17 protein-coding genes are annotated in these 23,120 nt (G+C 70.5%); 9 read left to right on the forward strand and 8 right to left on the reverse strand.

Features of this window, described 5'->3' with window-relative positions; translation table 11 throughout:
- Positions 1-6 precede the first annotated feature (6 nt).
- From IF20_RS34865 to IF20_RS34875, 3 genes are all read right to left on the reverse strand, one after another.
- Positions 7-1,227 (reverse strand): branched-chain amino acid ABC transporter substrate-binding protein, encoded by a 1,221-nt coding sequence (locus IF20_RS34865; RefSeq protein ID WP_052869507.1) that lies wholly within the window; start codon positions 1,225-1,227, stop codon positions 7-9.
- 561 nt (positions 1,228-1,788) lie between these two features.
- Positions 1,789-2,262: a PaaI family thioesterase gene (locus tag IF20_RS34870; protein ID WP_052869462.1), complete on the reverse strand. Its 474-nt coding sequence runs from the start codon at positions 2,260-2,262 to the stop codon at positions 1,789-1,791.
- Positions 2,263-2,579: 317 nt separating this feature from the next.
- Entirely contained in the window at positions 2,580-4,862 is a 2,283-nt protein-coding gene (locus tag IF20_RS34875; protein WP_052869463.1) for an FdhF/YdeP family oxidoreductase, read from the reverse strand.
- A 346-nt stretch (positions 4,863-5,208) separates the two neighbouring features.
- On the opposite strand from IF20_RS34875, the gene polA reads away from it, so the two are divergent.
- Positions 5,209-7,944, forward strand: a complete 2,736-nt coding sequence (gene polA, locus IF20_RS34880) for a DNA polymerase I (protein WP_052869464.1) — start codon at positions 5,209-5,211, stop codon at positions 7,942-7,944.
- A 59-nt stretch (positions 7,945-8,003) separates the two neighbouring features.
- Here the strand turns inward: polA and IF20_RS34885 are convergent, their stop codons facing one another.
- Complete coding sequence (locus IF20_RS34885; protein WP_052869465.1) at positions 8,004-8,855, reverse strand: DUF4184 family protein; 852 nt, start codon at positions 8,853-8,855, stop codon at positions 8,004-8,006.
- Positions 8,856-9,061: 206 nt separating this feature from the next.
- On the opposite strand from IF20_RS34885, the gene IF20_RS34890 reads away from it, so the two are divergent.
- The 3 genes from IF20_RS34890 (at position 9,062) to IF20_RS34895 (ending at position 12,387) form a co-directional block, all read left to right on the forward strand.
- Positions 9,062-10,942, forward strand: coding sequence for a lytic transglycosylase domain-containing protein (locus IF20_RS34890; protein WP_052869466.1), 1,881 nt, complete (start codon positions 9,062-9,064; stop codon positions 10,940-10,942).
- A gap of 254 nt (positions 10,943-11,196) precedes the next feature.
- The gene (locus tag IF20_RS38665) at positions 11,197-11,331 is read left to right on the forward strand and encodes an SPW_0924 family protein (RefSeq protein ID WP_110944843.1); all 135 of its coding nucleotides are present in this window, start codon (positions 11,197-11,199) and stop codon (positions 11,329-11,331) included.
- Positions 11,332-11,376: 45 nt separating this feature from the next.
- Entirely contained in the window at positions 11,377-12,387 is a 1,011-nt protein-coding gene (locus IF20_RS34895; protein ID WP_052869467.1) for a DUF3068 domain-containing protein, read from the forward strand.
- A gap of 73 nt (positions 12,388-12,460) precedes the next feature.
- On the opposite strand, the gene hrpB is transcribed toward IF20_RS34895, so the two are convergent.
- Together hrpB and IF20_RS34905 are read right to left on the reverse strand one after the other, a co-directional pair.
- Positions 12,461-15,079, reverse strand: coding sequence for an ATP-dependent helicase HrpB (hrpB, locus tag IF20_RS34900; protein WP_052869468.1), 2,619 nt, complete (start codon positions 15,077-15,079; stop codon positions 12,461-12,463).
- A gap of 89 nt (positions 15,080-15,168) precedes the next feature.
- Positions 15,169-16,089, reverse strand: a complete 921-nt coding sequence (locus IF20_RS34905) for a class I SAM-dependent methyltransferase (RefSeq protein ID WP_234426962.1) — start codon at positions 16,087-16,089, stop codon at positions 15,169-15,171.
- 435 nt (positions 16,090-16,524) lie between these two features.
- On the opposite strand from IF20_RS34905, the gene rpsA reads away from it, so the two are divergent.
- Entirely contained in the window at positions 16,525-18,036 is a 1,512-nt protein-coding gene (gene rpsA, locus IF20_RS34910) for a 30S ribosomal protein S1 (protein ID WP_052869469.1), read from the forward strand.
- Between the two features lie 109 nt (positions 18,037-18,145).
- On the opposite strand, the gene IF20_RS34915 is transcribed toward rpsA, so the two are convergent.
- A complete protein-coding gene (locus IF20_RS34915; protein WP_052869470.1) occupies positions 18,146-19,162 on the reverse strand; it encodes a right-handed parallel beta-helix repeat-containing protein in 1,017 nt (338 codons plus the stop codon).
- Positions 19,163-19,647: 485 nt separating this feature from the next.
- Here IF20_RS34915 and IF20_RS34920 point away from each other — a divergent pair, with 485 nt between their 5' ends.
- The 4 genes from IF20_RS34920 to IF20_RS34935 all read left to right on the forward strand — a co-directional run bounded on the left by IF20_RS34920 (position 19,648) and on the right by IF20_RS34935 (position 22,651).
- Positions 19,648-20,601, forward strand: coding sequence for a PAC2 family protein (locus IF20_RS34920; protein ID WP_052869471.1), 954 nt, complete (start codon positions 19,648-19,650; stop codon positions 20,599-20,601).
- 120 nt (positions 20,602-20,721) lie between these two features.
- Positions 20,722-21,312: a dephospho-CoA kinase gene (coaE, locus tag IF20_RS34925; RefSeq protein ID WP_052869472.1), complete on the forward strand. Its 591-nt coding sequence runs from the start codon at positions 20,722-20,724 to the stop codon at positions 21,310-21,312.
- A 26-nt stretch (positions 21,313-21,338) separates the two neighbouring features.
- Positions 21,339-21,710, forward strand: coding sequence for a cupin domain-containing protein (locus tag IF20_RS34930; RefSeq protein ID WP_052869473.1), 372 nt, complete (start codon positions 21,339-21,341; stop codon positions 21,708-21,710).
- A 503-nt stretch (positions 21,711-22,213) separates the two neighbouring features.
- The gene (locus tag IF20_RS34935) at positions 22,214-22,651 is read left to right on the forward strand and encodes a tetratricopeptide repeat protein (RefSeq protein WP_052869474.1); all 438 of its coding nucleotides are present in this window, start codon (positions 22,214-22,216) and stop codon (positions 22,649-22,651) included.
- A gap of 21 nt (positions 22,652-22,672) precedes the next feature.
- On the opposite strand, the gene IF20_RS40320 is transcribed toward IF20_RS34935, so the two are convergent.
- Positions 22,673-23,089: a DUF6343 family protein gene (locus tag IF20_RS40320; protein ID WP_234426963.1), complete on the reverse strand. Its 417-nt coding sequence runs from the start codon at positions 23,087-23,089 to the stop codon at positions 22,673-22,675.
- Positions 23,090-23,120 lie beyond the last annotated feature (31 nt).

The following is a 23,120-nucleotide window of genomic DNA, read 5'->3' on the forward strand; positions in this document are numbered from 1 at the left end:
TGCCGGTCAGCTCTTGTCGAACTTCTTGAACTCGGCGCTGAAGCGGGCTGCCCACTTCTTGTTGTCGACCTGGTAGGCCGTGATCATGGTGTTGGTGGTGTCGCCGTACTTGTCGAAGGAGACCTTGCCGGTGACGCCGTCGAAGGAGACCTTGTTCATGGCGTCGACGACCTTCTTGCGGGCGTCGTCGGGGAGCTTGCCGTTGTTGTCCTGGACGACCTGCTTGACGGCCTGGACGATGGCCCAGGTGGCGTCGTAGGTGGAGCCGCCGTAGGCCTCGTAGGCGTCCTTGTATCCGGCGTCCTTGTAGTCGGCGATGAACTTCTTGGCGGAGGCCAGCTGCTCGACGGGCTTGCCGACGGAGGAGGCGTAGTCGCCCTGTGCCTTCTTGTTGAGTTCGATGTAGTCGCCGCTGTACATGCCGTCGCCGCCCATGAGGGGTACGTCGACGCCGCCGTCCTTGAGCTGCTGGCTGAGCGGTCCGGAGGCGGGGTATTCGCCGCCGTAGAAGACGAGGTCGGGATTTGCGCCCTTGGCCTTGGCGACGACGGCCTTGAAGTCGCGGTCGTCGGGGCTGACGTGTTCGGTGCCGACGATCTTGCCGCCGAGCTCGGTGAACTGGTCTTTGAAGGAGGAGGCGAGGCCGACGCCGTAGGTCTTCTGGTCGTCGATGACGTAGGCGGTCTTGGCCTTCATCTTTTCGTAGGCGTACTGGCCGTCGAACGCGCCCTGGACCTCGTCGGTGGTGGCGGTGCGGAAGTAGGTGGAGAACTGCCGCTTGCGGTCGTTCTTTTTCCAGTTCTTGCCCTGGGTGAGGTCGGGCGTGGTGTTGGCAGGGGAGATGAGGGTGACGCCGTTGGACTGGGCGACCTGCTGCATCGACTGGGCGACGCCGGAGTTCAGCGGGCCGACGATGCCGAGTACTTCCTTGTCGCCGGCCAGTTTGGTGGCATTCTGCTGGCCTGCGTTGGGCAGTGCCTTGTCGTCGAGGGGCCGCAGTTCGAAGGTGATGCCTTCGACCTCGTTCTGTTTGTTGGCGTTCTTCACGGCGAGGTCGGCGGAGTTCTTGATGCCCTGGCCCAGTGCGGAGAGTTCGCCGGTGAGCGGGGCGTCGAGGCCGATGACGACGGTGGCCTTGGACCCGTCGCCGCTCTTGTCTTCGCCGCGGGAGCCGCACGCGGAGAGCGTGAGGGCGCCGGCGGCTACCGCGGTGGTGAGTATCAGCAAGGAACGGTGACGCACGATCAGTCCTTTCCCCTGGCTCGGTCACGCCACTGCGTGACCGTTCGCGCGCCGGGCTGTACGGGGTGATACAGGCCGTGCTGGTACAGCGCGCCCGGCGGCGCGGTGACTGGCGGTGATGGTAGAGCTGCCCCATCGGCGGGGGTAGCGGCGCCGACGAGGATGTGACGCTCTTGTTATGACCTTCGATGAGCGTTTCGCGTGATTGGTCCTTACCGCTGGGGTGTGTACGGCAGGCGGAGCGTCAACTCGCACTTTCACGAGGGAGTTTGCCGGGAGGTGCCCCCGGGGCGTCCGCAATGCGGTGCGGAGGGCAGTGCGGAAGCGGCGCTCCGGAGGCCCGGGGAGGCGTGGCGTAGGCAAAGTGCGTGTGTGTTACACAGCGTTAGGGATACGGGCGGATGGAACGTTCGTCTGTGGGGGAGCGCGAGGGGAACGGGACGGAGCGGAAAGGCCCGCGGACGGGGCTTGCGGGGGCGGAACACACCGCGGCCCCGCTCCGGAGCGTCCGGAGCGGGGCCGCGGGTGTGACGTGGTCGCGCCAGGTCAGGAGGGCTGCGCCGGGGACTCGCTGTCGCGCAGCAGGCAGGTCAGCCGCGCGCTGCAGACGCGCTTGCCCTGCTCGTCGGTGATGGCGATCTCGTACGTGGCGGTGGAGCGGCCGCGGTGTACGGGGGTGGCGACGCCGGTGACCAGGCCGGTGCGTACGCCGCGGTGATGGGTGCAGTTCAGGTCGACGCCGACGGCCAGCTTGCCGGGGCCGCCGTGCAGCATGGCGCCGACCGAGCCGAGGGTCTCGGCGAGCACGGCGGAGGCACCGCCGTGCAGCAGGCCGTACGGCTGGGTGTTGCCTTCGACGGGCATGGTGCCGACGACGCGCTCCGGGGAGGCCTCCACGACCTGCACGCTCATCCGCGTGCCGAGGTGGCCGGCGGAGAACAGGGCCGGCAGGTCCAGGCCCTGGCCGGCCCACTGGTCGAGAACTTCCTGGGGGAACGTGGTCGTGGTCTGCTCGCCCATCGCGTACGGCTCCGTTCGCTTGCGCTGCTCGTCGTGATCGCTGCTCGTCGTGATCGCTGTGCGTCGTGGTGTGCGGGGTGTCGTGGCCGTACGCGTACGGGCCGGCGGCGGGGGCCGCGGGCCGGGCCGAGGCGGGCGTCGTGCCGCCCTCAGGCTACTGAGCGAGCGCTCAGTTCGGGGCCCGGACCGTTGTGCGGCTCGTCACTGCGGGGGTGCGGGTGACAGGACCGCACAGCGGTGGGGCGGGTGGACGCCGCGGCTCCACGGCCCTCGGGGCCATGGGAGCCCGCGGCGATGCAAGGAGGGCGCTCGATCGATCAGACCGTCGTCGGCTCCAGCCTCACCACCACCGACTTCGAGGCGGGGGTGTTGCTGGTGTCGGCCGTGTGGTCGAGGGGGACCAGGACGTTGGTCTCCGGGTAGTAGGCGGCGGCACAGCCGCGCGCGGTGGGGTAGTGGACGACGCGGAAGCCGGGCGCGCGGCGTTCGCTGCCGTCGATCCACTCGCTGACGAGGTCGGTGTACGCGCCGTCGGCGAGGCCGAGTGCGCGGGCGTCCTCGGGGTGCACCAGGACCACGCGGCGGCCGTTCTTGATGCCGCGGTAGCGGTCGTCCAGGCCGTAGATCGTGGTGTTGTACTGGTCGTGCGAGCGCAGCGTCTGCAGGAGCAGCCGGCCTTCGGGGGCGTCGGGATACTCCACCGGAGCGGCGGTGAAGTTGGCCTTGCCGGTGGCGGTCGGGAAGCGGCGGTCATCGCGTGGGGCGTGCGGCAGGGCGAAGCCGGCCGGGTTCGCGACGCGGGCGTTGAAGTCCTCGAAGCCGGGGACGACGCGCGCGATGCGGTCACGGATCGCGGCGTAGTCGTGCGCGAACTCCTCCCACGGTATGCGGCTGGTCTCGCCGAGCACCCGGCGGGCGAGGCGACAGACGATGGCGGGCTCGGAGAGCAGATGCGGGCTCGCGGGCGCCAGGCGGCCGCGGGAGGCGTGCACCATGCCCATGGAGTCCTCGACGGTGACGAACTGCTCGCCGCTGTCCTGGACGTCCTTCTCCGTGCGCCCGAGGGTCGGCAGGATCAGCGCACGGGCGCCGGTGATGACGTGCGAGCGGTTGAGCTTGGTGGAGACATGGACGGTGAGGCTCGCCCGGCGCATGGCCGCCTCGGTGACCTCGGTGTCGGGGGTGGCGGAGACGAAGTTGCCACCCATGGCGAAGAAGACCTTGGCCTGGCCGTCGCGGAGCGCCCGGATGGCGCGTACGACGTCATAGCCGTGCTCTCGGGGCGGAGCGAAGCCGAACTCTTTCTCCAGGGCGTCCAGGAAGGCGGGCGCGGGGCGTTCGAAGATGCCCATGGTGCGGTCACCCTGGACGTTGCTGTGGCCGCGTACGGGGCAGACGCCGGCGCCGGGCCGGCCGACGTTGCCGCGCAGCAGCAGGAAGTTGACGACCTCGCGGATGGTGGGGACGGAGTGCTTGTGCTGGGTGAGGCCCATCGCCCAGCACACGATCGTGCGCTTCGAGGCGAGGACCATGCCGAGCGCGCGGTCGATCTCGGCACGCGTCAGGCCCGTGGCCCGCAGGGTCTCGTCCCAGTCCAGCTTGTCGCGCGCGACGGCCGCGAACTCCTCGAAGCCGTACGTGTGCTCGCGGATGAAGTCCTCATCGAGCGCGCCGTCGGTCGTGAGGAGCAGGTGGTTCAGCGCGCGGAAGAGCGCCTGGTCACCGCCGAGGCGGATCTGGAGGAAGAGGTCGGTGAGGGCGGTGCCGCCACCGGCCAGGCCGCGCGGGGTCTGGGGGTTCTTGAAGCGCTCCAGGCCGGCTTCGGGCAGCGGATTGACCGTGATGATCTTCGCGCCGTTGGCCTTGGCCTTCTCCAGGGCGCTGAGCTGGCGGGGGTGGTTCGTGCCCGGGTTCTGGCCGGCGACGATGATCAGGTCGGCCTTGTGGAGATCCTCCAGGGAGACGCTGCCCTTGCCTATGCCGATGGTCTCGGTGAGGGCCGAGCCGGAGGACTCGTGGCACATGTTCGAGCAGTCGGGGAGGTTGTTCGTGCCGAACTCGCGGGCGAAGAGTTGGTACAGGAACGCGGCTTCGTTGCTCGTACGGCCGGAGGTGTAGAAGACGGCCTCGTCGGGGGAGGCGAGGTCGGTCAGCTCCTCGGCGATGATGTCGAAGGCCCGCTCCCAGGACACGGGGGAGTAGTGGTCGGCGCCCTCGGCGAGGTACATGGGTGTGGTGAGGCGGCCCTGCTGGCCGAGCCAGTAACCGCTGCGCTTCGCGAGGTCGGCGACGGAGTGGGAGGTGAAGAAGTCGGGTGTGACGCGCCGCAGGGTGGCTTCCTCGGCGACGGCCTTGGCGCCGTTCTCGCAGAACTCCGCGGCATGCCGGTGGTCCGGGTCGGGCCAGGCGCAGCCGGGGCAGTCGAAGCCTTCCTTCTGGTTGACGCGCAGCAGCGTCAGCGCCGTACGCTTCACGCCCATCTGCTGCCGGGAGACGCGCAGGGCGTTGGTGATGGCGGGCAGGCCGACGGCCGAGTGCTTGGGGCCGCTGACCTCAGGTGCGTCCTGTACCGGGTCCGACTCGGGTGCTTTGCCTGCCATGGCGTTCTCCTGGGGTGCCGATGTCGCGCCGCTGCCCTGCGAGCAGCCGTTCTGTATATCACCATGCAACCGTTCGGATCGTGCATGGGGCGGTCCCCTGCACGCTCTTCCGGCCGCACTCGATCCTGGCACGGGCGACCGCCCGTCGGCCGGTCGTCCACAGGTCGTCATGGCGAAGTCGGCGACGAGGGGTGACGAAGTTGTCCACAGCTGACGCGTGCGAACAGGTTCCCGCCCCGTCGACCAGGCCGCGGGAGCGGTTCCACGGTCGGCCGGGCAGTACGTGGGAGCGGTCTCGCGGCCGTCGCGTCAGGGAATGTCAGTGGGGCGTGGCAGGATCGGGGGCGTGGCAGCAAAGGCAGCGAAGAAGAGCGAAACGACCGGCAGCGAGACGGCGGGGGGAGAGCGTCCCCGGCTGCTCCTGATGGACGGGCACTCCATGGCGTACCGGGCGTTCTTCGCCCTGCCCGCGGAGAATTTCACCACCGCCACGGGGCAACCGACGAATGCCGTGTACGGCTTCACCTCCATGCTCGCGAACACCCTGCGCGACGAGGCGCCCACCCATTTCGCGGTGGCGTTCGACGTGTCGCGCAAGACCTGGCGGTCGGAGGAGTTCCCCGACTACAAGGCCAATCGTTCCAAGACCCCGGACGAGTTCAAGGGGCAGGTGGAGCTGATCGGTGAGCTGCTGGACACCATGAAGGTGAAGCGGTTCGCCACCGAGGGCTTCGAGGCGGACGACATCATCGCCACGCTCGCCACGCAGGCCACCGAGCAGGGCTTCGAGGTGTCCATCGTCACCGGCGACCGGGACGCCTTCCAGCTGGTCAACGACCATGTCACGGTGCTCTACCCCACCAAGGGCGTCTCCGAGCTGACCCGCTTCACCCCGGAGAAGGTGTTCGAGAAGTACGGCCTCACCCCGGCCCAGTACCCGGACTATGCGGCCCTGCGCGGCGACCCCTCGGACAACCTCCCCGGCATCCCCGGGGTCGGCGAGAAGACCGCCGCGAAGTGGATCAATCAGTTCGGTTCCTTCCAGGAGCTGTGCGAGCGCGCCGAAGAGGTCAAGGGCAAGGCCGGGCAGAACTTCCGCGACCATCTGGACGCCGTGAAGCTCAACCGCCGGCTGACCGAGATGGTCCGCGACGTCGAGCTGCCCTGCGGCCCCGCCGAGCTGGAGCGCGTGGGCTACGACCGGCAGGCCCTCACGGTGTTCCTGGAGGGTCTGGAGATCCGCAACCAGGGCCTGCGCGACCGCCTGCTGGCCGTCGACCCCGGCGCGGAGGACACGGTCACTGCCGAGCCGGTGCCGGGTGTCGAGATCGACGGCCTCGTGGCGGGCGCCGGTCAGCTGGCCCCCTGGCTCGCCGAGCACGGCAGCGCCCTCCTGGGGGTCGCCACGGTCGACTCCTGGAAGCTGGGCAGCGGATCGGTCGCCGAGGTCGCGCTGGCGACCGCGACGGGCCCCGCCGTGTGGTTCGACCCGACCCAGCTGGACGAGGCCGACGACCGGGCTTTCGCCGAGTGGATCGCGGACCCGCAGCGCCCGAAGGTGATGCACAACGCCAAGGGCCTGATGCGGATCTTTCCCGAGCACGGCTGGGACATCGACGGCGTCACCATGGACACGGCCCTCGCCGCCTATCTGGTGAAGCCCGGCCGACGCTCCTTCGCCCTGGACGCGCTCTCCGTGGAGTACCTGGGCCGCGACCTGGCTCCCGCCGCGGCCGGTGACGGTCAGCTGGCCTTCGGCGCCGACGAGCAGGCAGAGGCCGAGGCCCTGATGGCCAAGGCCCGTACGGTCCTCGACCTCGGGGCCGCCTTCGAGACGCGCCTCGAAGAGGTCGGCGCCGCCGACCTGCTGCGCGACATCGAACTGCCCACCAGCGCGCTGCTGGCCCGTATGGAGCGTTCCGGCATCGCCGCCGACCGGGGCTGGCTGGAGCGCATCGAGCAGCAGTTCGCCGCCGCCGTCCAGCAGGCTGTCACCGAGGCGCACGCCGCCGCGGGACACGAGTTCAATCTCGGCTCGCCCAAGCAGCTCCAGGAAGTGCTCTTCAACGAGCTGGGCCTGCCGAAGACCAAGAAGACCAAGACCGGCTTCACCACCGACGCGGACGCTCTCGCCTGGCTCGCGGCGCAGACCGACAACGAGCTGCCCGTGATCATGCTGCGCCACCGTGAGCAGGCCAAGCTGCGCACGACAGTCGAGGGCCTGATCAAGACCATCGCCGCGGACGGTCGCATCCACACCACCTTCAACCAGACGGTGGCCGCGACCGGCCGGCTGTCCTCCACGGACCCCAACCTGCAGAACATCCCCGTACGGACGGACGAGGGCCGCGCCATCCGCCGCGGCTTCGTGGTCGGCGAGGGCTATCAGACGCTGCTGACCGCGGACTACAGCCAGATCGAGCTGCGCGTGATGGCGCACCTCTCGGAGGACGAGGGCCTCATCGAGGCGTTCACCTCCGGCGAGGACCTGCACACCACCGTCGCCTCGCACGTGTTCTCGGTGCCGAAGACCGACGTCGACCCCGAGATGCGCCGCAAGATCAAGGCGATGTCGTACGGGCTGGCGTACGGCCTGTCCGCCTTCGGCCTGTCCCAGCAGCTGGGCATCAGCCCGGATGAGGCCCGCAAGCTCATGGACAACTTCTTCGAGCGCTTCGGGGGCGTGCGGGACTACCTCCAGGACGTCGTCGACCGGGCCCGCGCCACGGGCTACACCGAGACCATGCTCGGCCGCCGCCGCTATCTGCCCGACCTCAACAGCGACAACCGCCAGCGCCGTGAGATGGCCGAGCGGATGGCGCTGAACGCCCCCATCCAGGGCACGGCCGCGGACATCGTCAAGATCGCGATGCTGCGCGTCGACGAGGCCATGACCGCCGCCGGGCTCAGCTCCCGGATGCTGCTCCAGGTCCACGACGAAATCGTGGTCGAGGTGGCGCCCGGCGAGCAGAAGAAGGTCGAGGAGCTGGTGCGGCGCGAGATGGCCGGCGCCGTCGAGCTGCGCGCCCCGTTGGACGTCTCCGTCGGCTCGGGTGGCGACTGGGAGTCGGCCGCGCACTGATCACGGAAGGCGTCACCGCACGCCGAGTGCGGTAGGCGGCCGGGGCGGGTCCGATCGGATCAGCTCCCGGCCGCCGCCTCTTCCGTCGGGGCGGTGGCCCGCAGCCGTCGCCGCCGCCGGCCGATGAGGTGGACCGCTGCCGCCCACGCCGGGAGGCCCACCCCCAGTCCGGCGCCCGCGCCGAAGAGCACCGTCGGCACGTAGTCGAACCACGTCGCCGACCCGCCGTACACCGCGTGCGCCCGCACCACCCGGTGCCCGGCGCCCAGCAGTACGCACACCGTCAGCAGCACACCGCACCCCGCGCGCGTCCGATTGCCGAGCACGGGCAGCGCTTCGGGTGCCGTGCCGCGCGGCGCCCGTCGCCAGGCGGACCGCACGAAACACGCCAGGGCCACCAGGGCCACCGCCGACGTGCCGTACTGCACGTACGTGTACACCGGCCACCCCGCGACGTGCTCCTGCAGTACGGGCAGCAGCCGGACACCCCAGCGCCCGGGATGGGTGAAGGCGTCCCACACGATGTGCGTGAGCGCGCCGATCACCGCCGAGCACCAGAAGCGCACCACGAGCTGCCCGGGCGACAACTCCCGCCAGTCCCGGCCGCGGAACACCGCCCACGCGCGGTCCCGCCACGCCCGCGGCAGCACGGCGAGCAGCGGACCGCGCAACAGGAGCCAGACGCCGACCAGAAGGCCGGCGCACAGCGTGTCCACGGTGAGAACGCCGGGCAGCGCGTGCGTGAATTCTCCGAACGCCATCGCGCCCGGCACGACCGTGTCCGCGAAGTACGTCAGGTCCGGTGCGAACGACCCCGCGACGAGAGCCGAAGCCAGCAGCGGGCCGTGTGCCGTGCCGTCGTGCCGCACCGCCGGAAGCACCGCCGCGGCATGGCTGAGTGTGAACGGCATGCCCCTCCTCCTGACCGAACCCGACCGCTGTACCTGATCGAGTGATCGGTTCGAGGCAGTATGCCGGATGTGGGCGGACGGTGAGCGTGTGCCGGGAACGGTAGCTGCGCGCGGGGAGTTGTCGTAGTGTCGCGTGCGTTGGAGCGCCGAGAGCGCGACGCCGTGCACCCAGCACGGTGGTTCGACGCGAAGGGGGAGTAGGACGTATGGCAGCCAAGTTCGGCCGACGGCTCCGCAGGGGAGCGGCCTCCGGTGTGGTCGCGGCGCTGGCCGTTGCCGCGCTCACCGCCTCGCAGGCGCCGGACGCCGCCAAGGCCGTGGGCAGTTCCCGGGACGTCCCCCGGGGCGACACTCCCATCGACGGTGACTCCTCGTACTTCACCGACCTTCCGCCGCTCGCCGGCCCGCAGTCGCCCGGCAAGGACAAGGGTGGGGACGGCCCCATAGCCACCGGCCCCAGGGAGTCCGGCATACCGGCGACCGTGCTCGCGGCCTACAAGAAGGCCGAGGCCTCGCTCGCGCAGAGCAACCCCGGCTGCAACTTGCCCTGGCAGCTGCTCGCCGCGATCGGCAAGGTCGAGTCCGGGCAGGCCCGCGGCGGTGCGGTCGACGCGAACGGCACGACGCTGCAGCCCATTCTCGGCCCCCAGCTCAACGGCAACGGCTTCGCCCGGATCACCGACACCGACGGCGGCCGTTTCGACAACGACACCACGCACGACCGCGCGGTCGGCCCGATGCAGTTCATCCCGTCCACCTGGGCGAAGTGGGGCACGGACGCCAACGGCGACGGCGCCAGCGACCCCAACAACATCTACGACGCGGCCCTGTCGGCCGGCCACTACCTCTGCGCGGCCGGCCGCGACCTGTCGGTACAGGCAGACCTGAACCGCGCGATCCTCGGCTACAACCAGTCCGAGGAATACCTGCGCACGGTGCTGTCCTGGTACGAGTTCTACCGCAACGGCACGCACGAAGTGCCCGATGGCACCGGCATCCTGCCGACCGGGCCGCGCACGCACCACTCCGGCGCGGGCACCGGCGATTCCGGCAACGGCGCCGACAAGGGGAAGACCGGCGGCAAGCAGAGCGGCGAGAAGGACCGCAAGGGCCCGGGGAAGGACACCGACTCCGGGAAGGGCTCCGGGCCCGACAAGGGCTCCGACACGGGCAAGAGCCCCGAGGGCGGTAAGGGATCCGGCTCGGACACGGACACTGGTGACTCGGGGACCGCGGGCCCGGGGACCGGCGGTGACAATGCCACCAGGCCCGCCCCGACCCCCGCACCCGACAGCGACGACGACTCCGACTCCGCCGGCGACGATGCCACCCCGGGTACGACGCCGGGCGGCGGCAACGAGTCGACCACGAAGCCCCCGGCACCCACCCAGCCCGCGCCCCTCGCCTCCCTCCAGCGCGTGGGGGACAAGGCGCGCAGCGCCACCGCCGGCGAGACCTTCGCCGACCGGCTGCAGGTCCGCGCGAAGAACACCGCGGACCGCACCGTCTCCGGCGTGCGGGTGCAGTACGAGATACGCGGCGACGGCGACACCCGCTTCGAAGGCGGCGCCACCAAGGTCACCGTCACCACCGGCAAGGACGGCCTCGCCACCGCCCCGGCCCTGATCGCGGGCGAGAAGGCCGGAACCTGGACCGTTCGCGCGACGGCGGTCGGCCGCGCCGTGCCGGCCACCGACTTCACCGTCACCGTCAAGGCCGAGCCGCAGGCCGAAGCCCTGTCCCGTACCTCCGACAAGGAGATGCAGGCCGAGCCGGGCGCCGGCTACGCCGACCCGGTCGAGGTGAAGGCGACCTACCGGGGCAAGGCCGCGGCGGGCGTGGCCGTCACCGCGACGATGATCGCCGGGGACGCCGCGGACCCCGCCAAGGCGAAGCAGAGCACCGAAGGCCCGTACTTCAAGGACGCCGAGGGTGCACCGCTGCGCACCCTCACCGGCCTGAAGACCGACGCCGACGGCCTGCTGAAGTTGCCGCAGATCTTCACGGACGGCCACTCCGGCACGTACAAGCTGCGGCTCACCACGGCCGACGGAGCCGTGCTCCTGGTGGACCTCAAGGTCGGCTGACTCTCGTACCGGTACGCAGTGGACCATCACTCGTACCGGCAGGAACCGGGACCGGCAGGCATCGGGAGGGGCGTGACGCGCGGGCGTCACGCCCCTCCCGTATGCGGTCCTGGCGTTCCGTGCGCGGTCTCCGGGATTCGTGCCGGCGCAACGTGTTCTCATCTGCGCCGCCCGTTGCTACGGTGCCCCAGCCCCAACTCCTGACGCTTCGTCAGCTCTGCTGGTGAGGTCCACGGTCGAACGGGAGGCCGAGCATGCGCGCCCTCACAGCAGCCGCGATCGGGCTGGCAGCCGCCCTCGCCCTGGTCTTCGCCCTCACCGCCGTCGGCGCGCCCGACGGGCACACCTCTCCCGAACCACTGCTGACCACCGTCCCCGAACACCCCTGAGGGACCGCCCCCACCCCACCGACGCACCCGAGGGAGGCCGCCGTCATGCGCCGCAAGGCCAGCCTCGTCCTGCTCGCCTTCGCCGTCTTCTGCGCCGCACTGGCCCCGCTGATGCGGTGGTACGCCTTCCCCAGGCTCGCCAAGATCCCGCCGAGCCAGTACCAGTCGATGGTCCTGGAGGCGAGCCCCGCCACCCTCGTCGACTACGGCACGATGAAGGCCGAGAAGGTCCCCGAGGTCAGCATCGTGCAGACGCTGAAGGGCAACGTCGAAGCCGCCGACAAGGTCGAACGCACGGCCGGCCGCGACGTCGTCGTCTGGGACGCGCTGTCCTACGTCGCCGGACCCGACGGCAAGATGGTCTCCGAGATCCCCGAGCGCTACATCTTCGACGCGCACACCCAGGACCCCGTGCACGCAGCGGGCGAGTCGGTCGACGGCGAGCCGGTCCGCCGCGACGGCATCGAGTACAAGTGGCCCTTCCTCACCGAGAAGCGCGACTACACCTACTTCGACGCCCAGACCCGCACCTCAGCGCCCATCCACTACAAGGGCACCCGCCGCTTCCACGGTCTGGACATCTACTACTTCGAGCAGACCATTCCCTGGACCAAGGTCCCGCTCCCCAAGAAGATGCCGGTCAAGGGCGTCACCCCGGAAGCCGTCGAAAAGATGGGCACCACCCGCTGGTACACCACCAAGCGGATGTTCTGGGTCGACCCGATCACCGGCGCCCCCGTCAACGGCGAGGAGATCCACAAGGAGGAGCTGCGCGGCGGCGACCTGCTGCCCGGCGGTGGCAAGGTCACCGCCTTCGCCGGGCACGTGAAGATGCGTGCCGACTACCTGGACGCCACGGTCGCCCTGGTCTCCTCGCAACGCACCCTGATCCTGCTGCTCACCACCTACCTGCCGTGGGGCCTCCTCGGTACGGGCGCCGTACTGCTGGCCCTGAGCCTGTACCTGGAGGCGCGTGGACGACGCCCGGACGCGGGGCGGCTGACGGTCGCGCCGGACGGCCCGGTGGCGGGGCACGAGGCGACGACGGCTTCGTGACCCCTCGCAGCCCGGGCCGCTCCACGACAACAGGCCCGGCCGCCGCGGCTCCCGAGCCACCGCCGCCGCGGCCTCAGCCCCGCCGCATCCGGGCCGTCGTATGGCGCGTCGGCTCGGCCGTCGCCGGGTCCTCCGGCCACGGGTGCTTCGGATACCGGCCGCGCAGCTCCGCCCGGACGGCGCGGTAACCGTCCTGCCAGAAGGAAGCCAGATCGGCGGTGACCGCAGCGGGCCGTCCGGCCGGTGACAGCAGATGGACCAGCACCGGAACCCGGCCGCCCGCCACCCGAGGCGACTCCCGCAGCCCGAACATCTCCTGCAGCTTCACCGCCAGCACCGGCTGATCACCGCCGTAGTCCACCCGGATGTGCGAACCGCTGGGCACCTCGATGCGCTCCGGAGCCAGTTCGTCGAAGCGCGCCGACTCGCCGCTCGCCCACGGCAGCAGCCGCGACAACGCCTGCCCCGCGTCGATCCGCGCCAGGTCCGCCCGCCGCCGGGCCCTGCTCAGCTCCGGCTCCAGCCACTCGTCCCGGCGCGCCAGCAGCGCCTCGTCCGCGACATCCGCCCACGGAGCCCCCAACTCCCCGTGCAGGAACGCCATGCGTTCCCGGAGCGAGCGCGCACCGTCCGACCAGCGCAACAGGCCGAGCCCTTCCCTGCGCAGACCGTCCACCAACGCCTCCCGCACGAGCGCCGGATCCGCGTCCCGCAACGGCCGGGACACCAGCTCGACGGCGCCGAGCCGCGCCACGCTCCGGGCGACCACGTCCCCGTCCGCCCAGCCGACCTCCTCGGCCTCGGCATACAGGGCCCCCGCGGCCCATCGCGCGGTCTCCTCGTCGACGACGGCCGCCAGCCGCACCCGCGCCGAAGCCGCCGTCACGGGCCGGTCCGCCACCGCCACCGCAAGCCACTCGGCACTCCGCAACCGCGAACCGTCACCGACCTCGGCACCGGTCCCCGACGCCATCACGTACGCCCCCGCACCCCGCTTACGGGCCACCCGCTCGGGGAAAGCCAGCGCCGCCACGATGCCGGCCACCACGTCGTCGTTCTCACCGGGTGCCGCCGGCGCGGGGGAGGACGATCCACGGCTACCGGGGGACGCGGAGGGCGCCTCGTCCCGGGACGCGCCCGCACCGACCGCATCCGTGGCTGCCGTGGCGACGGCGGCGCCGGACAAGGCGGAGGCCAGACGCCGGGACTCCTGCCGCCACCGGCCGGCGTACGCGTCCCGCCCGCGGCGGGCCGTACGCCAGGCGTCGGCGAGATCGTCTCCGTACTCGCGCGGCGGCTCCTCACTGAGCAGCGCCACGACCTCCGCCGCCCGCCGCGCACCCACCTGCGCCGCGCCGTCCAGCAGCGCCCGCGCCAGCCGCGGGTGCAGGCCGAGCCGGGCCATCCGAACGCCCCGCCCCGTCGCCCGACCGGCCGCGTCCACCGCGCCCACCGCCGTCAGCACGTCCCGCGCCGCCGCCATCGCCCCACCCGGCGGCGCATCCAGCAGCGCCAGGCCCGACGCGTCCGGATCCCCCCAGCACGCGGCCTGCAGCGCGAACGCCGTCAGATCCGCCACCTTGATCTCCGGGGACGGGAACCGCGGCAGCCGCCCGTCCTCGCCCTCCGACCAGCACCGATAGACCGCACCCGGCGCCTCACGCCCCGCACGGCCCGCCCGCTGCCGCGCCGCCGCCTGCGACGCCCGTACCGTCGTCAGCGCGCTCAGCCCCCGGGCATGATCCATCCGCGGCTCACGCGCCAGGCCGCAGTCGACCACCACCCGCACCCCGGGAACCGTCAGGCTCGACTCCGCCACCGACGTGGCCAGCACCACCCGACGCCGGTCACCCGCACCGGCCAGCACCGCGTCCTGCACCGCCGCCGGCGCCCGGCCGTGCACCTGAAGCACCTCGACACCGGCAGCCCCCAGGTCGGCCAGCTGCCCCGCCACCCGGGCGATCTCCCCCACGCCCGGCAGAAAACACAGCACATCCCCCTCCCGCTCGCGCAGCGCCCGTCGCACCACCGACGCGACATGTGACAGCAGCGCCGGATCCACCCGCATCCCGTGCGCCGGACGCACCGGCCGCTCCGGCGGCGCCCACAGCGTCTCCACCGGATGCGACACCCCCTGCGCCGCCACCACCGGCGCGTCCCCCAGCAGCCGCGACCAGCCCTCCGCGTCCGTCGTCGCCGACGCCGCCACCAGTCGCAGCTCGGGCCGCAGTGCCTCCCGTACGTCCAGCAGGAACGCGGCCGCCGTATCCGCGTCCAGATGCCGCTCGTGGCACTCGTCCAGTACAACGATGTCCACGCCCGGGAGTTCCTGATCACGCTGGAGCCGCTGGAGCAGCACGCCCGTCGTCACCACCTCCACGACGGTGCGCGCTCCCACCGCACGCTCCCCGCGCACGGTGAACCCCACCCGCTCGCCCACGCGCTCCCCGAGCAGCCACGCCATCCGCCGGGCCGCCGCGCGCGCCGCGATCCGACGCGGCTCCGCGACGAGCACCTTGCGTACCGGCGCACCGTCCGCCGTCAGACCCGCCAGCGCCAGCGGTACGAGCGTGGTCTTGCCGGTACCGGGAGGCGCACACAGGACGGCGGTCCCGGCGCCCTCCAGCGCCTCTTGGAGCGCGGGCAGCGCGGACCGTACGGGCAGAGCATCGAGTTCATAGCGGCGGATCACCCGCCCAGTGTCTCGTGGCACGCACACCGTCCCCCTGAGGGATGCTCACGTCCACCGCGCTGCGCCATGCAGCCCGGTCAGGGACTCGCCTACGGGTCGCGGCGGCACACGAAGATCGCCGTCCCCGGGATCAGCCCGCCCCGGAGGGGCGACCAGCCGCCCCACTCCTGGGTGTTCCACGCGGGCCACTCCGGCTCCACCAGGTCCTCCAGCCGGAAGCCCGCCGCGACCACGTCACGTACGCGGTCACCCAGGGTGCGGTGGTGCTCCACGTACACCGCCTCGCCCCGCTCGTCCTGCTCCACGTAGGGAACGCGGTCGAAGTAGGACGACGCGACCGACAGACCCTCGGGACCGGGCTCGTCGGGGAAGGCCCAGCGGATCGGATGCGTCACCGAGAAGACCCAGCGGCCACCCGGCCGCAGCACCCGATGCACCTCACGGAAGACCCGTACCGGATCGGCGACGAAAGGCACCGCCCCGTAGGCCGAGCACGCGAGATCGAAACTGCCGTCCGCGAACGGCAGCACCCCGGCGTCCGCCTCCACCAGCGCCACTTCGGGGGCCGCTGACTGCGCCACCTCGGGTGACGCCTGCCCCTGCGCCTGAATGTCGGCGCCGATGCGCAGGGCGTGCTGCAACTGCCGGTGCGAGAGGTCCAGCGCCACGGGAAGCGCACCCTGCGCCGCCAACCAGCGCGAACACTGCGCCGCACCCGCACCGATCTCCAGGACCCGCCGGCCCTTGAGCTCGGCCGCCGGACCCAGCAGTCCGGCCTCCGCCTCGTCCAGCCCTTCCGGCCCCCACACGAAGCGGTCGTCCCCCAGAAAGGCGCCGTGCTCGCCCTGGTACTCGTCGGCGTTGCGGTCCCACCAGCCACGGCTGGCCCGGCTGCTCTCGGCGTCCCCCGCGTCGCGCCGTACGGCCACGGAGTCGTCGTCCCAGGCTGCCTCGGTGCCGGCCTCGGCGTTCGTGGAAGCGGTGTCGGTGGAGTCGTCGTGTTGGTTCATCGCGCCGGTCGTCGTATCCTTCGCCAAAGCTTGTAGTTTTCTGAGGTTCGTGGGACTGCGCTGGTCCTGACTGGTCACAGTCCCGCGATAGATCTTGGTCAGGCCCCTGTGGCCTGTGACGGCAAGGCTGTGCGGCTCCATCTGTGCCCGGCGCGTGCCGGTTATGGGGCGATCCGCCCGCGGTGTGCGCGTTCGCGCATTGACCGTGTCCGGCTGCCCCCGTATGCTACAAGTTGCGCTGCGGGCCTGCGCACCTCAGACGGAGCAGGTCGCGCTCGCATCTGTTGCATGTCCCCTCGGTTTCGAGGCGCTGACCGGATTCTCCGGAGTTCCGGAGGGCGCGCCTCATTGCTGTCCGACTTCTGCAGAAGCGATAAAGGCTCTCGGCGTAGCAGTACCTACGACTTCAATGTCCGTACCGGAGCCCTTTCCCACATGACGAGCAGCACCGAGACCACCGCCACCACCCCGCAGGTAGCGGTCAACGACATCGGTAACGAGGAAGCCTTCCTCGCCGCGATCGACGAGACGATCAAGTACTTCAACGACGGCGACATCGTCGACGGCGTCATCGTGAAGGTCGACCGGGACGAGGTCCTGCTCGACATCGGTTACAAGACCGAAGGCGTCATCCCGAGCCGCGAGCTCTCCATCAAGCACGACGTCGACCCGAACGAGGTCGTCGCGGTTGGTGACGAGATCGAGGCCCTGGTTCTCCAGAAGGAGGACAAGGAAGGCCGCCTGATCCTCTCGAAGAAGCGCGCCCAGTACGAGCGTGCCTGGGGCACCATCGAGAAGATCAAGGAAGAGGACGGGATCGTCACCGGTACCGTCATCGAGGTCGTCAAGGGTGGTCTCATCCTCGACATCGGCCTCCGCGGCTTCCTCCCCGCCTCCCTGGTCGAGATGCGCCGCGTCCGCGACCTGCAGCCCTACGTGGGCAAGGAGCTCGAGGCCAAGATCATCGAGCTGGACAAGAACCGCAACAACGTGGTCCTGTCCCGCCGTGCCTGGCTGGAGCAGACCCAGAGCGAGGTCCGCCAGACCTTCCTCACCACCCTGCAGAAGGGCCAGGTGCGCTCCGGCGTCGTCTCCTCCATCGTCAACTTCGGTGCCTTCGTGGACCTGGGTGGCGTCGACGGTCTGGTCCACGTCTCCGAGCTGTCCTGGAAGCACATCGACCACCCGTCCGAGGTCGTCGAGGTCGGCCAGGAGGTCACGGTCGAGGTCCTGGACGTCGACATGGACCGCGAGCGCGTGTCCCTGTCGCTCAAGGCGACCCAGGAAGACCCGTGGCAGCAGTTCGCCCGGACCCACCAGATCGGTCAGGTCGTCCCGGGTAAGGTCACCAAGCTCGTTCCGTTCGGTGCGTTCGTCCGCGTCGACGAGGGCATCGAGGGTCTGGTCCACATCTCCGAGCTGGCCGAGCGCCACGTGGAGATCCCGGAGCAGGTCGTCCAGGTCAACGACGAGATCTTCGTCAAGGTCATCGACATCGACCTCGAGCGCCGCCGCATCAGCCTCTCGCTGAAGCAGGCCAACGAGTCCTTCGGTGCCGACCCGACGGCGGTCGAGTTCGACCCGACCCTGTACGGCATGGCCGCGTCCTACGACGACCAGGGCAACTACATCTACCCCGAGGGCTTCGACCCGGAGACCAACGACTGGCTGCCCGGCTACGAGGCGCAGCGCGAGGCCTGGGAGAACCAGTACGCCGAGGCGCAGCAGCGCTTCGAGCAGCACCAGGCGCAGGTCATCAAGTCCCGCGAGGCCGACGAGCAGGCTGCTGCCGAGGGTGCTGCGGCGCCGGCGGCCGGTGGCCAGGGCGGCGGCGGCAACGTCTCCGGCGGCTCGTACAGCTCGGAGTCGACGGACAACTCCGGCGCCCTGGCGTCGGACGAGGCGCTCGCCGCGCTCCGTGAGAAGCTGGCCGGCGGCCAGAGCTGAGCACCACACGCTCACCGCGCTAGCGCCGGGCACGCCAGGCGCTAGCCGATAGCGATGGAGGCCCGTCCCCTTCGGGGGGCGGGCCTCCGTGCTGTTCGCCGGGTGGGCGTCAGTTCACGGGTACGCCGGGATTGGCGATTCCGCGGCCTCCCTTGACCGTGTTGTCGCCGGTAATCGTGACCGGGCAGTCCGCCGCGTCGTAGTTGGTGATGTTGAATCCGTAGCGGCCGGAACCCGAAGCGCCGCTGACGTCCGATTCATTGCCGCGGAAGACCGTTCCGCACCCCCATCCCGACTGCTGCGTATGCGTCTCGTAGCCGTTGTTGATCGTGTGCGTACCGGTGTTGTCCTCGACCAGAACGCCGTTGCCCTTCACGTCGACCCACGAGTCGTCGTAGTGGGTCCCGGTGAGCCCGCTTCCGTCGAACGTGTTGCCGATGATCTTGGTGCCCGTGGTGCCTTCCTTGATGTCGATGTTCTCGCCGCCGACATCCGGACCGATCGTGTTGCCACGGATCTCGACGTTGTCGCTGTTGTCACCGAGGTCCCCCGCACCGCCCACATAGACGCCCTCGCCCATGCCGCGACCGTCCCTGCCGGTGTCGTAGATCCGAGAATCCTTGATCACGCCGTCCTTGCTGGAGTGGCGGAAGTGGACGCCCTCCATGTCGAGCCCGTGCACGGTGACGGAATCGATGACGACACCCCGGGCGGCGTCCGCCATGATCCCCTTCTGCCCGCCGGTGACGGTGAGGCCCTGCACCGTCCAGTACGACGCGCCGTCCAGATGCAGCCCGTAGCCGCCGCTCGCGGTCAGCACCGCCTTCGAGGAACCGGTCAGGGTGATGCGGGACGAGGCGGTACCGGCGACGGAGGTCTCGAAGTTGCCGCGGTACGTACCGTCCGCGAGCTGGATGGTGTCTCCGGGGCGCGCCGCGCTCATCGCGTCCTTGAGCTGGGCGGCCGTGGAGACGTTGATCGCTTCGCGGGCGCCTTCGGACGTCGGCGTCGCGTCCGCGGTGGTGACGGTGACGGCGAAGAGCGTGCCGGCTGCGAGCACGGCGAGGGCCGGCACGAGGAGCAGCGGGCGGGCATGGATCGCCAGGAGAGGTCGGGGGACGCGCATCCTGGGGCCTTCCTGTGAGTGGGGGGAGGGAAGACTGTGCGGTGTGCGGTACTTCGTGTGGCGGGTGGTGTGGGGTGCGACGAGCACTGGGGGCGTATTCGTATCCGGCATGTTCGTATGCATGAACAGTGGGTGTTCACGTGAACACTTTGGGCTGTTGTGAAAGTAGAGTCGGACACGGTGACCGTCAATCCCTTCGACCGTCAATCGCCTCGACCGTCAATCCCTTCGGCTGGGACGACTGCCACACCTGCAGGTTGTGTGACCACCGGGCCGACGCCGATGTGCGTAGAGCGGTTCGCCGGGCTGCCGCATCGGCACCGGTAAACGCCGGGTGAGGAGGGGGCGTTAGGGGGAGCGGGCCAAACAGTGGGAATTCCCCAGGGGCTTCGACGCCCGCACGTGCGGGTGACAGTTCGCGAAGCGGGAATGCTTGCGCCTCGTGCCGCGTTGTTCCGGGCGGACATCGAGGAGGAGCGGTCACTGTGTTGGATCCCCAGGGTTTGTACGAATGGGAGCCGAGCGGGCTCGCGGCGGTCGACGCGATCGCCTCACGCGACTCCGCCGGGCTGGTGCTGCTGTACCACCTGGACGGTTACATCGACGCCGGTGAGACCGGCGACCAGATCGTCGAATCCCTTCTGGAAGGGCTGCCGAACGAGGTCGTCGCCCGCTTCGATCACGACCGTCTCGTGGACTACCGCGCCCGCCGCCCGATGCTCACCTTCGACCACGGCCGCTGGACCTCGTACGAGACGCCCAGCATCGAACTGCGCCTGGTCCACGACGCCACCGACGCCCCCTTCCTGCTGCTCTCCGGACCCGAGCCGGACGTGGAGTGGGAACGCTTCACGGCGGCGGTGCGCGAAATGGTCGAGCGGTTGAACGTACGGCTCGCGGTCAGCTTCCACGGCATCCCGATGGGCGTCCCGCACACCCGCCCGGTCGGCATCACCCCGCACGGCAACCGCACCGACCTGACCCCGGGCCACCGCGACCTCTTCGAGCAGGCGCAGGTTCCGGGCAGCGTCGAGGCGCTGATCGAGTACCGGCTCGCCGAAGCCGGCCACGACGTACTGGGCGTCGCCGCGCACGTACCGCACTACATCGCACGTTCCGCCTACCCGGACGCCGCACTGACCGCACTGGAAGCGGTCACCGCCGCGACCGGCCTGGTGCTGCCCGGTGCCGCGCACGCGCTGCGCACCGAAGCACTGCGCACGCAGGAAGAGATCGAGCGGCAGATCTCCGAGGGCGATGAGGAGCTGGTTGCGCTGGTCAGCGGCCTTGAGCACCAGTACGACGCGGTGGCCGGCGCCGAGTCCCGCGGCAACCTCGTGGCCGAGCCCGCCGAATTGCCCTCCGCCGAGGAGATCGGCCGCGAGCTGGAACGCTTCCTGGCCGACCGCGAGCGCGACCTGGGGGAGGGTGGCGTCTGACCGACGCCTCCGCGGGAGATCGATGGGGGCTTTGCCTGGCGGCGGAGACTGACGTGATGTCGCCCGAAGGCGTGGGGCCGGCTCTGGGCCGGAGCCGGGTGGCCGTATAGCGTGGGGCGCATGGTGAAGGTGGGGCTCACAGGCGGTATCGGGGCAGGCAAGAGCGAGGTGTCGCGCCTGCTCGCGTCGTACGGCGCGGTGATCGTGGACGCGGACAAGATCGCACGAGAGGTCGTCGAACCGGGTACGCCCGGCCTCGCCGCCGTCGTCGAAGCGTTCGGTACGGACGTACTGACCCCGGAAGGCGCGCTGGACCGTCCCAAACTGGGTGCCGTCGTCTTCGCCGATCCCGACAGACTCAAGGCGCTCAACGCCATCGTGCACCCCCTCGTCGGCGCCCGATCCGCCGAGCTGGAGGCCGCGGCCGGCGAGGATGCGGTGGTCGTCCACGACGTGCCGCTGCTGACCGAGAACGGCCTCGCCCCCCTCTACGACGTGATCGTCGTGGTCGACGCCAGCCCCGAAACGCAACTGCGGCGACTGGTGGAGTTGCGCGGCATGACCGAGGACGAGGCCAAGGCCCGTATGAGCGCTCAGGCCGACCGGAAGCAGCGCCTCGCGATCGCGGACCACGTCATCGACAACGAAGGGCCGTTGGAGGATCTCGAGCCGCAGGTGCGCGAGGTCTGGGAGCGGCTGCGGGCTCGCTGAGACCGGGCGGGCGGTAGCCTCACGCCATGACTGCTACCGATCTTGGCCCAGCGTCGTTCGTCGTCAACATACCGGGCGTTCCCGACGCCGAACTGGATCCCGAGCCCCTGGAGCCGGACCAGATCATCTCCGGCGACCCGGTCGTCACCGGCAAGGTGTTCTGGGAGGCCCCGGACGGCAAGCAGATCCGCGGCATCTGGCAGATCACGCCGGGCGTCGTGACGGACATCGAGGCCAACGAACTGTTCGTGGTCGTGTCCGGCCGCGCCACCATCGAGGTCGAGGGTGGATCCACTCTGGAGGTGGGCCCCGGCGACGCGTGCTTCCTGCGCGAAGGCGACCGAACCCGGTGGACGGTGCACGAGACGCTTCGGAAGGCGTATCACATCAGCCTCTAGCGCCCGGAGCACTCGGGCGGCTGCCTTGGCGACCCCCGGCCGGGGCCGCTGTGACGGGTGGAGGATGTGACCGGGCGTGGCTGTGACGGGTGGCGGCTGGGACTGGGGGGCCGGATGTGACGGATGGAGCTGTTAATGGCGGGCGGTCGGCGCGCCGGTTCGGAGGCGAAAGGGTGAGCTGGCCCCAGCCGGGGAATGCGGTGCTAAGCGGGCTTGTTGGGAACTACGCAACGACTTGGCGGCCGAACGCGTCGGGTTGCCCGAATCGCCAGGAGGCGGCGAGCCGCCTGAACGTGGCAGCCGAACGCGGCAGCCGCTGGTACATGGCGGGTGCCCGTGCAGCGGGTGCCCGTACGTACGACCAGGCGGGCTGCCGTACGTACGACCAGGCGGGCTGCCGTACGTAGGAACAGGCGAGCTGCCGTCCGTGCGAGGTGAGTCGCCTGTACGCGTCGGAAGCTTGTACGCGTCGGAGACCTGTACGCGTCGGAGAGGAGACGGCCGTGACCGAGCGCACCCCCGAGACACACGTCATCGACTTCCGCGCGGCTGAGCAACTGTTGGCCGCGCGCGATCCGCGGGGTGCTGTTCAGCTCCTGGACCCGGTCATCGCCGCCCACCCGGAGAACACCGCCGCCCGGCTGTTGCGGGCTAGGGCCTTCTTCCTTGCCGCTCAACTGCGCCCTGCCGAGCTGGAGTTCCAGGTCGTCCTTGAGCGTGAACCCGACAACTCCTTCGCACACTTCGCGCTCGGCCGCACGCTCGAGCGCGCCAATCGCCCCGACGAGGCGCTGCGCCACTTCCGCCTGGCCGCCGCGCTGGACCCGCGTCCGGACTTCATCGAGGCGGCACGGTTTCCGCTGCCGCCGGGCGACTCGGACGACTTTGGCGACTCGGACGGCTCTGGTGACTCGGGCGACTTGGGTGGCCGGGAGGGGTGAGCTGGGGGAGCGGACCTCGACTTATGGGTCTTCGCTATCGCTTCGGCCATCGTCGTCGTTACTGTCACTGTCGCCGCCACCGCAGCGGTCCTGGTCACGCCCACGGCCACGCCCGCGATCGCCGCTGGGCCCGCGACCACTGCTAGGCCCGCGGCCATCGCTGGGGATGTACCCCACGGTGCGTCCCCAGTCCGGTTCGTACGGGGGCACATCCTTGCCGGGCTGGTAGTGCGGCCCCTGGCGTATGTGGCGGCACACGATCACGAGGTCCGCGGCGGCCAGACCCACCACCACCGCACAGGCCGCCGCCCACCCGGGGCGTCCGGCGATCACGAAGATGGCGACCCCGGCGGCCGCCCAGACCAGCCCCCACAGCGCGAGTGCCCGACGCGTCTTCAATGCGCTCCGCGCTTCGACAGGCTCACTGCCCGTACGCATCTCTCCTCACCATTCACCCTGCCTCGTCGCC

Source organism: Streptomyces niger (genome assembly GCF_000718305.1).
Taxonomy (GTDB): domain Bacteria; phylum Actinomycetota; class Actinomycetes; order Streptomycetales; family Streptomycetaceae; genus Streptomyces; species Streptomyces niger.

Excerpts from the sequence above, each read along its gene's own strand:
- IF20_RS34870 (WP_052869462.1), bottom strand. The coding sequence starts at position 2,262 with ATGGGCGAGCAGACCACGACCACGTTCCCCCAGGAAGTTCTCGACCAG.
- IF20_RS34875 (WP_052869463.1), bottom strand. The coding sequence starts at position 4,862 with ATGGCAGGCAAAGCACCCGAGTCGGACCCGGTACAGGACGCACCTGAG.
- IF20_RS34885 (WP_052869465.1), bottom strand. The coding sequence starts at position 8,855 with ATGCCGTTCACACTCAGCCATGCCGCGGCGGTGCTTCCGGCGGTGCGG.
- IF20_RS34890 (WP_052869466.1), top strand. The coding sequence starts at position 9,062 with ATGGCAGCCAAGTTCGGCCGACGGCTCCGCAGGGGAGCGGCCTCCGGT.
- IF20_RS38665 (WP_110944843.1), top strand. The coding sequence starts at position 11,197 with ATGCGCGCCCTCACAGCAGCCGCGATCGGGCTGGCAGCCGCCCTCGCC.
- IF20_RS34895 (WP_052869467.1), top strand. The coding sequence starts at position 11,377 with ATGCGCCGCAAGGCCAGCCTCGTCCTGCTCGCCTTCGCCGTCTTCTGC.
- IF20_RS34905 (WP_234426962.1), bottom strand. The coding sequence starts at position 16,089 with ATGAACCAACACGACGACTCCACCGACACCGCTTCCACGAACGCCGAG.
- rpsA (WP_052869469.1), top strand. The coding sequence starts at position 16,525 with ATGACGAGCAGCACCGAGACCACCGCCACCACCCCGCAGGTAGCGGTC.
- IF20_RS34915 (WP_052869470.1), bottom strand. The coding sequence starts at position 19,162 with ATGCGCGTCCCCCGACCTCTCCTGGCGATCCATGCCCGCCCGCTGCTC.
- coaE (WP_052869472.1), top strand. The coding sequence starts at position 20,722 with ATGGTGAAGGTGGGGCTCACAGGCGGTATCGGGGCAGGCAAGAGCGAG.
- IF20_RS34930 (WP_052869473.1), top strand. The coding sequence starts at position 21,339 with ATGACTGCTACCGATCTTGGCCCAGCGTCGTTCGTCGTCAACATACCG.
- IF20_RS40320 (WP_234426963.1), bottom strand. The coding sequence starts at position 23,089 with ATGCGTACGGGCAGTGAGCCTGTCGAAGCGCGGAGCGCATTGAAGACG.